Genomic DNA, 17,494 nt, shown 5'->3' with positions numbered 1-17,494 from the left:
GCGCAAAGCGACCATCCGTGGTGGGGCCGGGCGCGATAACCTGATCTCTTATGCGGATGCCGAGATCTATTTCGATGGTGGCGCTGGAAACGACAAGCTCGTTCAATACGGCGATAGCGCGGTTACTTTCTTCGGTGGCGCGGGCGACGACGAACTGATCGGTGGCTCGGGCGCTGATACGCTTTACGGTGATGCCGGGAACGACATCATTTACGGCGATGAAGCGGGTTCACTTTACGGCACGGTCAACTCCGGCCAGCTGGGTGACGGCGACATGATCTACGGTGGGGACGGTGACGACCTGATCTACGGTCAATTCGGCGATGACGTGATCTTCGGCGATGCTGGCGCAGATATTCTTTACGGTCAGGACGGCGACGACCAATTGAACGCAGGGTCGGGTCGTGACGAACTCTATGGTGGCGAAGGCCGCGACCGCTTGATGGGCGTCTCAGGCGTGAACCTGCTCGTCGGTGGCGAGGATCAGGACGCTGTCTTGGGTGGGTCTGGCTCCGATACGATCCGTTGGGTCGTCGGGGACGATATCGACGTTGTTGACGGCGGCGGCGGGAACTCTGACGTTCTGGACCTCTATGCCGCTGAATTTATGGGTGGCGCGGCGTCGAAAGACTCCATCGAAATTCTGAGCGGTGAAGACGATAGCACCCTCATAAACTGGCGTGACGCGATCCTTGAATCGCTGACAGCGGTGAACACTGAGACCATTGATATCAAAACCGGTCTTTACGAAGACAGCATCGTTGTGCGGCGTGCCGCGACGGGTGTTGATGCGACAAAAATCATTCTTCAGCTTGGGTCCATTGCTGAAAATGCACCGGGGGACCGTGCGACAGATGTTGTGCGTATCCTGGGGACGGATGAAGAAGCCGAGCGCGATTACATCACCTCGCTTGCGGTCAGTGCTGACGAATCCACCTACAAGACCCATATCGAGGATGGGAACGGCAATCGCACGTTCCTTCAGTCGATCACCTTGCGTGATACGGCGCGTGGAACGGGTGAAGAAGATACCGTGCGCATCGAAACCGGCGCAGGCAATGATACGGTCGACTTGTCGGGTCAGCAGATCTTGCAAGGTGGCGCGGGTGGTCTGGTTCGGTCAATCGAGCTGGGCGACGGCGACGACTACTTCATCGGCTCGAAGCAAGATGAGATCATCTCGCTTGGGGATGGGGACGATACCGTTGATGCGGGTCTTGGCATCGACGTGATCATCGATGGCGGTGGCCGCGATACCTATGTCTATGATGCAAAAGCGCAAGGCGGCGACACGAACGCCGTTCAGTTCACGGTGGATGGCCAACAGGTTCGGATCGAGCAGGGCGGTGCTACGCAGGTCGAATACCTCTGGGATATGGAGGTTCTGAAGCTTTCTGGCACCTCGCAAGACGACACCTTCGAAATGACAGGCACGACGCAGCGCCTTGAAATCGACGGTCGTGACGGATCGGATGCCTATCTTGCGCGGTCGACGGCGGGCGTAACCCGCTTTGGCGTCGAGGCGTTCTCGGACAACATCGTGACCTTGTCGGACAGCGCGATTTACAGCGATGGCGACCTGCTGGTTGGCATGGAAACTGCGCGCGTCTTGGTCAATTCAGCGAATGGCGAATTCGTTGATTTGGTTGAAAACAGCACGGTGCTGCGCGGCGTGAAATCTGGCGTCATCGCCACACTTGCGAGCTACAGTCGTCAGACCGGTGAGTTGTTGCTCAAAAATCTGACGGGCGTGCCGGAGCAGGGCGAAACCTTTGAAGTTATTGGGGTTGCAGCCATCGACGGGACACTTGTGTCGATGTCGATCCCGACCGCTGCGGATGTGGCGAAAATTGCAAACGGTGATCTTCTGGTCATTGACGAAGCGCGCACATCGCCGATTGATGTCGCGTCCGGCGATATCACAAGCGCAAGTGGCACCGTGGGCTTTACGGTGAATGGGTCGGTCGCGGTTCCGGCGCCAGACTTCAGCCTCGAAACGGCCTTGGTGCGGGATGGCCAAATCATCGGCACGTTGAGAGAAATCTCTACCGCCGAACCGAAATACGATACGGCTGACGGCGCTTCGATCACGGTGCAAACCAATGATCTGATTGCAGATGGCGCCGCGCGTTACTTCTACATCGGGAGCGCGAACCTCGCTGTTTCGGATTGGGGTTCGGTGAACTTCTCCGATACGGCGCTTTGGAAAGTCGCGGAAAGCACCAAGTCGATTTCCGTCGACCTGAACGCTGGGGTGATCCTTGATGCGGCGGATACGCTGAAGCTGTGGCCGAATGGGACCGCCTCGGGTGAGGTCACCTTCGCCTTCGACCTGCTCGGGGTCGCGAGCGGTGAGGGGGTTATCCTGAGCGTGACCGATGACGCCTTGGAAAGCTTCGTTTCTGAAACAACGTTGCGGCGTGAAAACAACGGGACGTTTGAACGTATCGGTACGGTAACCCTTTGGAACAACACCACCAAAGCGATGGTCGTTGATCTGGATGACAGCATCACCCTTGCGGAGACTGACGCGCTTTGGATCGGAAGTGGCGATGACAGTATGATCCTGACGTCTTCGCCGGGCCTGAGCCAAGTCGTTGATATCGTGATTACCTCTGTCAGTAACGGTAGCGCGAAAGTCGATTACCAGAACGCCGATGTTTCGCCGGCCGGGGCGATTGGTGGAAAAGTCTACCAAGATGTGGGTGGAGCCGTTCAGTCGATCGGCACCACCGAGGCTGTCGGTTCCCAATCCATTACTATCAAAGTGGATGCGGATAAGACGCTTGTGATCGGGTCGCAGCTTGAGGCCACAGTCTCGCCGCATGCGGTGCTCCGGGTGGAATCTGTCGATGCGGCGTTGGGCTCGCTTGCGGGTCGCTTGATCAGCGGCACAATCCAAAGCGGCAACAACGTCTTTACCGTCGATCACACGTCGGAGCTTGTTACGCTCAACATCCGCAATGCGGAGCATTTTGCCGACAATCCGATCATCGTTCTCGAAAATTGGGATGATCCTGCGACGAGTGCCGATGACGTTGCGCTGGGTCAGATCATTGTCGATCCGGCAGCAGGGTCGGATGCGCTTTACCGCGTCGAGGCTTATGACGCTGACACCGTGACGGTAAGCTTGCTTGAAGGTCGCTGGATTACAACGGATGGGACCGCCGCACTCGACAGTGTCGCAAGCGGTCTTGCCGCGCCGACCCGAGCCCTTACAACGGCGACGCTTGACCTCAAGGCCTTTGCCGGGGAGACCACCTCGACCTTGCCAGCGGTTGGTGAGGTGTGGACCGTTGTGAATGATCAGGTGGATGCGGTGATTTACATCACGGCTGTCACCGCGACGACGGTCACGTTTGACCTGCTTTCAGGGCGTTTGGGCACGGGCTTTATCGACGACCGGCTGACCTATGTTGATAGCGACAATGTCGAGCATCTTGCGGTTGTCGATGAGTTTGGCATTGCGAAGTTTGGCGAGACAGAGCCGACCGCGATCATCACCCTTGGGGAAACCGCGATTTCTGCGGGCGCTGCCGCCGGGGTGATCCGCTTTGAAACCGAAGATTTGGCATCACTAGCCGGCACTTACCTCCAAAATGGTGACGCGATTATTCACGTGACCGGAACTGGCACGGGCCAAATCCTAAGCGGTCGCCCGGTCATTGGGGACACCTTCACGGTTCTGGGCACCTCTGACACGATCGAGTTGAAAACGCGCCGGATTGCGCTGGATAGCTCTTACGCGGATGCGCTGGAGTTCACGCTGCCGATTGAGGCGTTGAAAGACGATACGGGCGCGGCCTACGCGCTGCCGCAAGCGGGTGATTTCCTCGAACTGTCGACGGGCACCACGAGCGCCCTGATCCTCGTGACATCGCAGTTGGGCACTGAGCTGACCGCCAAGCTTCTGGATGGCGATCTGCCCTTCATCACCGATACCACTTTGCCCGAAGACGCGAGTGGAAATGCCTATGCCGAAGGGATCATTGGTCTGAAGGCCCTTGGGGCCACGGGTCCGCAATTCCTGCTTTCGCTCAAAGGCGCGGGCCTGTCGGCGGAGGCTGGCACCGGTGTCGTGGTGGATACCGATCTGCGTGGCGCCGTTGCGGATTATTGGGTGGCGCGCGATGCGCTTACCAACGCTGTGACGGCGGTTGTGAAATCGAGCGGCGGGTCTGTGACTGTGCTCGATGGCATGATCGACGAAGGCATGGTCTTGAAACAAGTTGCGGATGAAACCGCAGAAACTTGGACGCTGCGTTCGCCTGCACGTGTCAGCACGCTCGACGGTGCATTGTCGCCAGAGATGAAGCGTGATTACACCTACGAAGTGCTTGTCGAAGGCGACATGTCGGCGGTTCAAACCGTGGGCAAAGGTCTCTCTGAGCGTTTGGCCGAAAATGGGAGCGTCACCCTTTACGCGGTTGACGCGACGGGCAAACCTGTTGCGATCACGCTGACGGCGGTCAACGTGACCCTTGGCTTGATCGACATCAGTGGCCCGGCGGCCCTGCTGAAATCGGGTGTGGCGCTTTATGATGCTGGCGCGGGCAAGACCTTCAACACATCGGTCGCGCTGGACCTGACAGACGAAATCCGTCCGACCCTTCGCCTTGAGCGCGAAGTTGGTGCGGAGGGCGCCGCTTCTGGTGCCCGTCGCTTCACGTTTGTGGAAGCGGCCCCGCTCGAAATCTCGGCCACCGTTCGGGTGTTCGATGTGCTTGAAACAGCGACATCGGAAGACCCGATCCGTCTCTATGATTCCTTCGGCAATGCGGTCTTGATCTGGGGCGCGGATGCTGAGGATGGCACCATTAGCTTCCGCTTTGAGAGCCCATCGATCACCCAGTCTGGCGCAGAGCGCGCCCGTCTCGCCTATGGCGATATGGCGCTTTATGCGAGCCCGACGGCGCATGCTGTAACCGATCAGCCTGTGCTGCGTCTGGTGGCGCAGGTAGATGGTTCTGAGCAGGCATTGACCATGGCGGCAAACCGCGTGGCCAAGACCGAAACGACCACAGATGTGAAGCTCTCTGGTCTCACCCAGAACCTCTACAACAATTTGACTGTGGCGCATCTAAACGGGGGGGGGACCTCGGCGCTAACGACGGTTGCGGGGCTGTCGATTGATACCTCCGAGCTGAACCTGTCGATCGGGGATAGCGGGGCAGAGACAACGACCGAACTTGGCCTGTCGTCTGGCCTTGGTTTTGCCGTTTCGACCGATAGCATCGTGATCAACCTCGACACGGCCATTATTCGTATGCCCGCGGGCTTCGATGGGATCTTTGTCGAAGATCAGCCGGTTTATTCGATGGTTGATGTGGCTGGTACGTGGACCCCCGTCGAAATCGGTAAGGTCAAAGTCTACAAAGCCGGGGCGGGCGAACTGCACGTTACGCTCAACCACGATACCGATACGAATATGGTTGGTTTCGGGGATCGTATTTGGTCTGAATACGTGGCGGTTGGCGCGAATGCACATACCGGTACCGTCGTGAACACGGAACCGACCGACCTCAAGCTTCTGAACAAGCAGATTGTTTGGACATGGGTTGGCAGCAGCTTGATCAACCAGTTTGGTTTTGTCACCGGCGATGGCCTCATTTCCGAAGACGGGCGGACTCTGTTCGATATTGGCTATTTCGGCGGCAATTTGGATGCCTATGGCAACCCGACCGGTGACGGCACTTATGATCTGACGTTTAACCGCGTCCGAGTTCCGTTCCAGCCGTTCAATACGGGCGAACAGATCGAACTTCTGTCGCGTGCAGGGGATACCTACAGCGATAGTCTTGCGCAGATCTTCGTCGGCTCTGGCTCGCTTGACGTGTCCTTCGGCCCGTCGGGCTGGCAAATTCGTATTGATCAGATTTCGCAGCCTGGCTTCGAACAAGCGATTATCGATTATCTGGTGGCCGAAGGGCTTCAGACCTCCACCACCGAGATTGATCCTGCCGCCTTCAACACGGTGATCACCGATCCGACGCGGGATGGGCTTTATGTCTCGTCCGCGCCGACGGCTTCGGGCGCGCGTGGTCTGGACAGTGGCCGCATCATTGGCTGGGACCCCAACGAGCGCATCATCATGGTCGAAATCGTTGAGAGCGACCGTTCGGAGGCCAACCTCGCGGATAATCTTGGGGATGCCTTCTACCTGCGAGAAGCGCCCGTCTATCGTCTGGATGATAAAGTTCTGTTCAGCGATGACATTGGCGACAACCATGGTGACTTTGGCATCGCGGTTTCGGGGGTGAATGTTTCGATCACGATCCCGCTGGTGCGTGCCGAAGGCAATTGGCCGCTCGATGCGGATTACACCAATGTCTATGTCCTTGACGAAACCACCGGTGCGCTGGTCGCAACGGCGCGGATTGATGCGGCGGCCACGCAGGCATCGTTTGATGCGGCGGCCGCGATCAACCCGGTTGGTGGATCGCGTGTGGTGAAAGCCATCGCCGCCAGCAGCACGAACGGTTGGAGCGGTATTGACCTGACGGGCAAGAAGATCGTTTTGGCGGAAGCCTTCGATCAGATTGCCAATATGAGTGCGGTTTCCGCTGTCACGACCGATGAAGAAACCGGCAAGCGGACCGTTGAGGTGACGCTCTCCGCGAATGCGGCTGTCTATATCGAACACAGCGAAGATACGGGCACGCCGCGTTTCGCGCAGGTTATTTCGATGGCAGGGTCCGATACGATCTTTGGTCGTGTCGAAAGCGTGTCGGGCGATATGGCATCCGGTTACACGCTCACCGTGGCTTTGGGGCAGGGCGTTGCGGCCCCGACCACGGGCTTGGTGCGTGTCGCGACGGCAGATCGCGTGGCCGCGTTCCACCTTGGAACGGCCAGTTCTGCCTTCGTGCAGGCTGCCGAACAGCAATACACCGCCAAAGTGAACCTCTCTGAGCTTGAGTGGGAAGTTGATACAATCACCCAAGACCTGACCTTCGCTGCGGATAGCGGTCTGATTGTCGGCGATGTCCTGACCGCCGAAGGGATCGTTGCAACCGTCACGGCTGTGTCGAACGCGGGTAAATCGGTCACTGTCGCGTTGCGCCGTGATGGCGATATCTTCGATGGCGTGACCGAGTTGAAGATTGGCCGTGCGGACGACTATCTGGGGCAAAACGATTGGGTTGTGGACCCAGCGTCGATTACGCAGATCTATGAGCCCGTCGATAATGCGACTGGTTGGCCTGCCGACAACCGCGAAACAGCCGATTGGTCTGTCGAGGTTGGGTCAAACGCGCTTCGCGACGTTTATGCGATCGAACTAAGCTACACGCCGCATTCGCCCCTTGTTGGCACCGTTGCGGTGGGAACGGGCCAAACGATCACGGCCGTTTCTTATGATGACACCTATTCGATGGTCACGATTTCGCTTGATGGTGCGATCTCGACATCCGGATTCGGTGCGGGCTCGACCGTCGTTCTGGATGGGCAGAGCCTTGTTGTTGCGGCTTATGATGGCGCGACTCCGTCCGAATTTAAGGTTTCGGCTGTTTCGCTGGCCCCGTCCGAGGCGAGTGTTCTTGCGAAGCTGGCGGCAGATCCGCTGGCAGAGCTTACGGCAAAAGAAACGCTGATCAGCGAAGGCATCGTTCAGCCGCTGCGTCCGATTGTGAATGACCGTCTGGAGTTCAACGGTGCGACCTTCAATGGCAGTGCGGTGATGCCGGACCAAGCCACGGTCTTGGATATTCAAGACCTCGGCGATGCGTCGAACCCGTATAAGTTCCGTGTGTTTGTCGAAGTCACATGGCAGGACCTTCAGGACCCGGTCTTGATGGATGGCATGAGCTTGGCGCAGGCTGGATCTTTGATTTCGGCACCGGTTGCTTACGGCGAAACGGATAGCAAAACGACGCGTCTCAGCTTCGCCGATTATATGACCTCTCGGGCGAGTGGTCTGCAAAGCTCGGCCCCGAAAGAGTTCTTTGCGAACCAGCAGTTCACCCTGAAATCGGGGGCAACGACGATCGCAACGGGCCGCGTCACGGATTGGAATGGGGAACTCCAACAAATCACCCTTGCCGGTCTGAAAGCGACCCTGACGGGCGAGGCGGCCCTGAACACCACCTTGGGCGGGCTTGTGCTGAACGGCTACACGCTGTCGAGTGACATCGACGCGAGTGGGGCCGTTATCGTGGGCGAGCGTGTGCTTGTCCAACTCTCGGGCTCTCCGGCCGTGAAGGCTGGGACAGCCCTGCGGTTTGCAACGACCGACGTTGAGATTGGCCGCGTGCTCGGGTCTGCGGGTGGCGATTATTACGAAGTGCTGATCAACAAAGACGCCCTGATGGATGCCTCCGCGATTGAGAACGGCATTGGGGTCAAGTGGACCTCGGATGCGGTTGTCCCGCAAAGCGTGACGGGCACCATCACCGACCTACGCGTAGATGCGGTGATCTCGGCGGTTCTGCATCGTCCGGGTGCAAACAGCGTTGTGGCCGATAAAAACCGTGCAGAGATTGACCCGGCTCAGGGCGACGAGGTTTACATCGGCGCGAACCATGTTGGGGAAGTGATCGGCTTCGACCCGGAAAAAGGTCTGCTCTCGATTGCCGTCTTCACGGCGCAACTGGCGAATGTCTCGCTTGCGGGGCAAATCACGGTGCTTCCGGCCGATACAACGGACCTGAGCGGTGCGCTGCAAGATGCCGAGGGCAACACCGCCTTCGATATTGCAGAAATCCGACTGGGCTCTGTCCGGTATGACGGTGTTGGGACCATTCAATCGGCGACCTCTTCGGATACGAGCGTCTCGCTCGAAGGCCTTGCGCTTGGCTTCGATGGCGGTTCCGGGTCTGGTAAAATCCTTGTCCTGTCTGACTTGTCGCAATGGTCGACAAGCCGGACGGCGGCCTATAGCTCGGTCAGCTTCCTCAACCGTGACCGGATTGTTGTTGGCATCAACGCGATCCCGGAAACGGCGGTCAGCTGGCAAGAACAACGCGCCTTCTCGCTTCTTGATTTGGCGCAGGACTCCTACCTGTTCGACATGTCGCGGACGCAGATTGCGGTCGCGGCAGATGGCGGCATCGCTTACCGTCTTGAAAACGGTGAGTTGCAAGCCTCTACGGTCAAAGCTTCGCAGCGCTTCTTGAACTATTTCGGTGCGGATGAGGTCTTTATCCACGGCTCGAATGCGGCGGATGTCTTTAGCTTCGATAACACCAGTGCGCTGACCTATGCGTTTGGTCATGGCGGCAAAGATGCCTTCAACATCGGGTCGATCATCGAGGTCCGTCAGGCCCCGAACCCAGATGGCGAAGGCACCGTATCTGTTGTTGAGACCACGGCGGGCACGTCGACCGATACACGACTGTTCGGTGGCGGCGGCAACGACTACTTCCAAGTGTACCGAAACAAAGGCGAGACATGGCTCTTCGGTGACGCTGGCGACGATACCTTCTTTGTGAAAGCGACGCTGGGCATCACGAACCTTGGCTCCGGCAAAGGGAAGAACAAGGTTGGCTACAACCGCAACGCACCTTTGCATATCGACGGTGGTTCGGGCTTTGACACCTTCATCCTTGAAGGCACGGAGATCGGCGACCAATTCATCGTCTTTGTGGATGATGACGGGGTTCAGCAGATCAAAGGCGCGGGCGTCGACCTTGGCTCGGTCAAGAACGTCGAGAATATCCAGATCAACTCCATCGACGGCGATGACACGATCTATGTTTACGGCGTGAATACGCAAACCCGTCTGACCATCAATGCGGGCCGCGGCAACGACAATATCCAGATCGGTGGTCCCGCGCGCGTGTTCAATCCGGACTCGCAAACCATTGATCTTGATACCACTGCGGCGGCGGCTTTGGTCCCGACCATTGTCTACGAAGATGTGGAAGAGTTCGTTCCGGGCTTCACCCGTGTCGAGCGGATTGTGAATGCGGATGGCACGGAAACGGTGCGGCAGGTTGTTGTTCCGGGCTACACCCGGATCAAACAGGTCGCGACGGTGGTTATGGTGCCGGTTGCGTCCACAACGCAAAGCGAACGCAAGCGCTTCTCGCCCGACTCTGTCCGGATTGGTCGCCAAGATGACCTGAGCGCGTTTGACAACCTCGTCACCCTTGATGGGTCGGCAGGGGCGGACAGCGTTGATGTCAAACTCTACGGCAGCACAGATGGTAGCCGTGCCGATGGGGAATTTGGCGTCACAACGGCCCGCGAGATCCAGATCCGCGCGCTCAAGGCGATCTATGGTCAGTCCTATGTTCCGTCCGAAGATAAACTGATCCCGACCGATAGCCCAGACAATGAAACCTTCGGCTGGCTGACCGGCTTTGGTGGCAACTCGCAGGGGATCGTTTTTGATAACCTCGAGTTGGTGCGTATCCAGTTGGGTGACGCGAAGAACAACTTTATTCTGTCAGGCGTTGATAAAGACATCGACTACCTCGTGCTGTCGCTTGGCGGCGGGGACGATGTGGTTCAGGTCGGTGCCATGTCGGAAATCAAGGACCGCATCACGATGCTGTCCACAAATGTCACCGGCTATAGCCAAGCCATTCAGGATTGGTTCAACGCGGTCACCTTGACCAATGGGCTGACGGTGAGTGACCTGCTGATGCAGGCTGCCTATGACAATGTCGAAGCGGATACCGATGCGCTCGACGCCTGGCTGGCAGAACTCGATATGGCAGCGGTTGATACCGCTGCACTTGCTGCGGATAAGGCCGAACAGCTTGCGCTGAATGGGAAGTTCGTTGCAGACCTCGAACCCGAACTGCGGGATTGGTTTGTTGGCTACCAAAGCGTGCTTGATCGCATCAATGCGAAGTCCCAAGACCTGTATTCACAGGCGCTGATCGACGGCATTGATTTCACCGCAAGCATCTCGGATGTTCTCACCGCGCTGAACAATTGGTTCGTCACGATCGACTTCAAGGTCTTTGCCGCAAACGTTCCGGCCATTCAGGCGAAATGGGAGCGTGCAAACCCGCGTTATGCAGGGGTTGTGGGTTCGATCGAGAGCATCTTGTCCAAAGCCGTTCTCATTGGCGGCACGGGGCGCGACACGATCTCGATCTATGACAACGCGCGTGCCGAAGCGGTGTTGGCGCAGGTTGATGTCTTCTCGGCGAAACCCTACCAGCCCGATGATCCAAGCGTTGCGACGCCAGCACAGATTGCGGCCGACCCGATGCAGCAACGCATCGACTTTACCCGCATCAGCTTTGTGGCGCGCGATGGCGGCGCTGGGCCGGATGGATCGGTGGCGCTGAACAGCTTTGAGATGAGCACCATCTACCTTGGTGCTGCCAATGATAAGGTCGAAGTCAAAGCGGCGCTGCAGCCGATCAACATCTTCACAGGTGGCGGGGACGACGACATCTTTATCGGCTCTACGCCGGATGACGCGCTTAGCTCCAACCTTGATGGGATCGACACCACCATCCGTGTTGACGGTGGTATGGGCTCAACGCGCATGGTTGTGAGCCGGGGTGGTGACACCGATGGCACGGGCACGGTGTCCATCGGCGAAGGGGAAGTGGTTATCTATCACTTCGCGGGCGACGATAAATCGCTGCCGCCGCTGGTGACCGCAGTTCAGTATCAGACCTTGGTCGATCCGACCTTCAACCCTGCTGCGGCAGGTTACATTGCGGGGAGCTACAAATCGGATGTCGCCAATGGCTTTGACCGTGGCGTGACGGTGTATACGGGCGACGGGGACGATAAGTCGGTGCAGATCAAGTCGATCCGCAAAGAGGCGCCGACGCGTGTTTACCTCGGCAAAGGGGATGACATTGCCTCCGTTCTGCCGTCTCTCAATGGCGAGAACTACGGGCTGCAATTCCTCGCCGATCCCTCGCTGAACCCGCATGACAAACTGGAAGTCTTTGGCAACGACGGGAACGACCGGATCGACCTGTCGAAAGCTCTGGTGAATGTTCATGCCTATGGTGGCGCGGGCGACGACCGTCTGATCGGTTCCACGGGCTTCGATATCTTGATCGGTGGTGCCGGAAATGACTGGATCGAAGGGTACGGTGCAGAGCTGATCAACGACCCGAATGACCACTCGCTTTGGGGTCAGCAAGTCGAGGTTCTGATCGGTGACTTCCTTGGCCGTCTGTTCGAGGTCCAAGGGAGCAACGGAAACCTCGTTCGATATCAGTTGCCGGGCTATATCGACGTCAACAGCCAAGCTTTCGATGATCGCTGGATGGAGCGCGGTGGTGTCTATCTGTTTGACCGCACCGATGATGCTGGTCAGTTCATGGATCTTGACCTTGCCCTCGATGGCGACGGCATCCTGAAGGCCGAATATCGCGGGGGTAATCCGCTGGCCGAGTGGAACAGCCTTGCCTCCCCGACCCAGCTTTTGGGCGAAGGCGGCGATGACCTGATCTTCTCTGGTGTCGCCTTGCCGAGCGGCTTGGGCCTGAGCACCTTGGCGGATGCAGCGACCCGCAACGGCACCAACATCATCTTTGGGGGCGCGGGTCAGGACCGCATCTTTGCGGGCAATGCAGATGACTCTCATGCGTTTGGTCATGTCATTGTCGGCGACGAGGCGCGCCTGCGCCTGCGTGACGACACGGGCGGTCGCATGTTCCAACTGCGCGATATTGCGGCAGCGCGTCCGCCGCAAAACAACCCGCGTGGGGATGACTGGATCCTGTTCGGGGCCGGTAATGCGCAGGTTCTGTCGGGCCGTGGCAATGATGCCATCTTTGGCGGTCTGAACGCGGACGGGACCAACGCGGTTGGTCAGTATAATGTCAACATCGTCTCCAGCATGGGCGAGATCAAATTCGTCGAAGGTACGACCGATCTCAACTTCATGAAATCGCTCGAAGATCAGCCCGATGGAGATGATACTGTCCTGATCGGTGACGACGACGTTCGCTGGATCGGTGGCGGTGGCAACGACCGTATTTGGGTTGGCTATGAAACGGATCTGACTCAGACGGCGAGCTTCCAGCTTTGGAAGGCCAATGGCGACCAATTCGTCAATGGCACGTTGCGCGAGATCATGGGGCAGAACCCGGCGGCCTTTAGCCTTGAGACGATCCTGACCGAGAAGCGCGCCTATGACGTTCTTCCGACCGATGTTTACGGTCAGGATTATTCCTCGGCCTACCTGCTTGATGGCACCAACAAAGGCGTTTTGGCGACTTTGCCCGATAGCTGGACATGGAAACCGACGGTTTCGGTCATTGATACCTCGTCTGCGACCCGTCGGGTCCAGACCATGACCCTGTTGTCTGACTACGCTCAGATCGAGCGAATGGTTTATAACGATGCGGCGGGTGACAACCTGCCGGATGGTTATGAAAACACCGCGACGGCGACCGATCTCTTCCAAGCCGATGAAGTGGTTATCGTTGAAGTCGCGAAATCCGTCCCGCCTGCTGTAGATTTTGACAAAGTGCTTGCGGATCTCTCGCCGGCACTTGGGATCGAACTGCGCGGTTGGAACCGTGGGGACGCGGGCCATGACACGATCACCGTTGGATCGGCGCGTGGTCAGATCATCGCGGGTGAAGGCAACGACATTATCCAGTCTGCTGACAATAACGTTGCGACGGGGGCATCTGCGGATGCGTCGAGCGACCTCGTTGTCATGGGGGATGCGGGGCAGGTTCACCGGATTGCGGCAACGGACAGCCGTTACACAGCTGGCGGTGTGACAGAGTTCCCGCGGTTGATCCGTGTCTCAACCAGCGCCGAACTGACGCCTGTGCGTCCGCAAGACCTCAATGGTGAGAATGAATCCCAAGCCTATCGTGGTGGGAATGACACCATCAATCTCGGCATCGGCAACCATGTCGTGGTCGGTGGCCTTGGGGCGGACGATATCGATGTTGCAACGACCTATGCCTCGGCAAGCGGTCTGCGCCAGATCGTCTCGGGGGATGGCGCAACGATGCTGTTCGATCCGCGTCTGGATCTGTCTGACACCTTGTCGCTGCTTTATTACGAGACGATGGAGCGTAACAGCGCGCTGCTTTCCACCAGCCTTTCGTTGAATGATGACTCGATCGACATTGGCGGCGGGGATGTTCTCGTCACGGGTGGCGTCGGCAAAGATGTCATGACGCTGGGTGAGGGCCGCCAGTTCGTTGCGGGGGACTATGTGTCGTTCACGACGGTTCAGTACAACGCAACGCCGGATTACGCGACCGCAGGCCGTCAGCAGATGATCTTTATGGATCAGCGTGAAGCGGTTTATGGCGACGATGACACCATCACCTCGGCGGCAAATCAGGTTGTGTTCATTGGGGGGGCTGGCGACGATACTGCGACCCTCCAAAACGGTATGACCGAGGGTGAAGTCGGAAACGCCTTTGCGATCGGTGGTCGTGGTCAATTCGTGTTCGATCTGAATATGACCGGCACATCCGGCTTTGCTGGGAATGAGACCCGCATCGTGCCGGATATGTTCGATGTGCTGACCTTGGGCAACGCTTCGACCTTCGATTACGAACTCGCCCCTGAGTTCAGCACGGATGGTGCGGTGCCGGTCTTGGTTACGGTCAATGATCGGGTCAACGATCCGGTCAATGGCAAACGGTATCTCTATATCGCGAACCTCCCGACATCGGTGAGCGATTGGGCGGCGGTCGACTTTACCGATACGGCGAAGTGGCAAGAGGTTCCCGCAGCCGATATCGAAAACGTCGCGGGTGGGAATGACACGATCCACATGTCTTATGGCCGTATTCTGGCAATGGGCGGTGGTGGTGCCGATGTTCTGACCGCCCTTGGGTCTGACAACTCGGGGAATGCGAACAGCCGTGATACGGCGATCTTCGCGGGTGACTCTGCTCAGGTTGTTTTGACACCGGATGATGAAGCGTTCCTTGTTCAACTGTTTGAAACGCTTGTCGATAGCAACGGGCGGACCCACTTCACGGGCCTTCCGGGATCGACGGGCTATGCCGCAGACCGGATTGATCTGGGCTCGGGGCATATGCTCGCGATTGGCGGGGAAGGCGACGACACGATCACGAACGGCGATGGTCGCGCGATTGTCCTTGGCGACCATGGCCAAATGGTGTTCGCGGTCTCCAATGATCATAAGATCAACACCGTCTCGAACGCACCTGCTGCGAGCGAGACTGCCGTTTATGGCCGTCTCGCTGGCGATGACACGATTACACTCGGGGAAGGCACCGTCCAGGTCGTGATGGGCGGCGGCGGCGGCGATACCGTCGTGACCCAAGTCGATGCGAATGGGGTTCCGGTTGCAAACCTTGCGCAGAACGACAGCTACTTCGCGGGCGATCGTGCCACGCTGGTCTTTGATCCGACCGTTGCTGGTTTCCAAATGATCAGCTTCTCGTCTCAGGATGACGATGTTTCGGCGGCGGGTGATGACAGCTTCACCACCGGTGATGGCGATGTGCGGGTGATCCTTGGCTATGGCAATGACAGCCTGACCAAAGGGGACGGTCTTGCCGCGATCCTTGGGGATGGTGGCACGATCACCGCGACGCCGAGCCCGCTTGATCCCTCCATCTACGTGCTACGTCAGATGGTTTACCGTGCTGACGCGCTCTCGGCGCGGGATGGGGCCGATACCGTCCTCTCGGGTGACGGGAACCACTACATGATCATGGGCGGCAAGGGCGATAGCGTGACGACCGGAGACGGGGAAGTGGTTGCGCTTGGCGATTGGGGTCTGATCGACTTTGACGCGGACCACACGCTTCGGACCGTGTCAAACACGCCAAACGCGGGCATGGAAACGGTCGTGGCCGCAAACTCTGGCGACGACAGCTTCCAGTTGGGCGAAGGCCTGCGCCATGTTGTGTTCGGTGGGGCGGGCAATGACACCGTTCTGGCCCAAGTGGATGCGAATGGTAATCCGGTTGCGACCCTTGCGCAAAACGACAGCTACTTTGCGGGCGATCACGCAGAACTGGTCTTTGCGGCCTCGACCGCGGGTCAGTATTTGACCCAAATGCGGAGCTTCCGGTCTTCCGACTGGGCCGATCTGGCGGGCGATGACAGCTTCACCACAGGTGATGGCGATGTGCGTGCGATCTTGGGAATCGGCTCCGATACTTTGTTGCAGGGCAATGGTTTGGGCTATGTGATCGGTGACCTTGGTTCGCTGGATCAAGATAACCCCGCCTTTATCCTGTCGCGGATCGCCTCCCTGCCAGACGCGATTACGCTCATGAGTGCATCGAAAGACAGCTGGACGGCGGGCGATGGGGAGCATGTCGCGATCATGGGGGCAGACGACGATACCGTTGTTCTGGGCGATGGCCCGGTGCAGGTATTGCTCGATCATGGCTATATTTTGCGAGATGCGACCAACGGCAAGCTGATCCACACCGAAGATGAAAACACCACCGGATGGGGCAACGATAACCTTGTTGCTGGATCTGGTTGGGGCTTTGTCATCGGCGGTGGCGGCAACGACTTCATCGCCACGGGGCGCACCGCAACGGGTGAGGCCGCGACGGATGATGGCCGCCACGTCATCTTGGGGGATGCGGGCTATATTGATGCGGATCCGACCTTGGCGGGCAACATGGAGCTTGTTCAGGTCGAAGCCTATCTGCCCGCGATCTTCGGGGACGATACAATCTTTGGCGGTGCTGGAAACGACATCGTCATTGGTGGCGCAGGCCGTGATGCGGTTCATGGGGAAGTCGGTCGTGACTTTGTCGCCGGCGACTACCTGCTGATGTACTTCGATGCAGCGGGCCTGATCCGCGATGTCATCACGCAACGTGACCTGTATTTCATGGGGGCAGGCGACCTTGTGACCACTGGCTACGATGGCGACTTCGTCTTTGGTGGGACCCAGTTCAACGTTATGGGGGTGGCCGCTTCGGTCGACGTGATCTTTGAAACCTTCGGTCGCATCCTGTTCGAAGAGGGCCGTGATATCGAAAAGATCGAACGGCTGTTCAACCTCGGTGTTTCCTCCAGCTTGCTCGACGAACGGGTGAAAGATGGTCAGCTTCCGGGCTCGGGTTCGCGGAGCGAAAACGGCCAGCCGGAGTTCGGAACCGGATACGCTGGCGGTCTGACGGGCCAAGAAGACATCATGAACCAGAACATCGACAGCGCCTTCATGGATGGTGGCGCGGCTCCGACTGGAACTTCCCGCGGGACGGCAAAGACCTTCTTGTCTGACGTGGTTTCAGCAGGTGGTGCTGAGCAAACCCTTGCGCGTGTTGAAGCGGTGCAAGACGCGGCGGCAACGCCGACGAAGGTTGCAGTGATGAAGGCGGTGCAGCAGGGTCGTGAAGCCATTGTGGTCAAGGCGCGCGCGGCAGCACCAGTTGCTGAGGAAAGCACGCAGTTCGCTCAGAATTCTCTTGAAACCGATGAGGATATGCTGACCCTTCTGGAAGCAGGAGCGATGGCGATGTCCATGCCAACGGTCTATCGTCACTACGGAAAAGCCCGCAGCGTCGGCAGCCTCGAGCAGCGTCTACGTCAATGGACCTCTTCGGGCTTTGCGCTTCGCGGTGGGGATAACGGAAATGACACGCACGCTTAA

At 58.2% G+C, this 17,494-nt stretch carries 1 protein-coding gene (only partly in view); it reads left to right on the top strand.

The window, feature by feature from the left end; translation table 11 throughout:
• A protein-coding gene (locus CRO18_RS00105; RefSeq protein WP_097080633.1) for a DUF4347 domain-containing protein crosses the window boundary here: on the top strand, window positions 1–17,494 show its 3' portion. The gene continues 25,058 nt to the left of window position 1, outside the view; 17,494 of the gene's 42,552 nt are visible here — the last part of the coding sequence; its start codon lies beyond the left edge, outside the window; its stop codon occupies window positions 17,492–17,494.

It is taken from the genome of Rhodobacter sp. JA431 (assembly GCF_900217725.1).
Lineage (GTDB): Bacteria > Pseudomonadota > Alphaproteobacteria > Rhodobacterales > Rhodobacteraceae > Rhodobacter > Rhodobacter aestuarii.
This window is presented reverse-complemented; position numbering and strand designations above follow the sequence as displayed.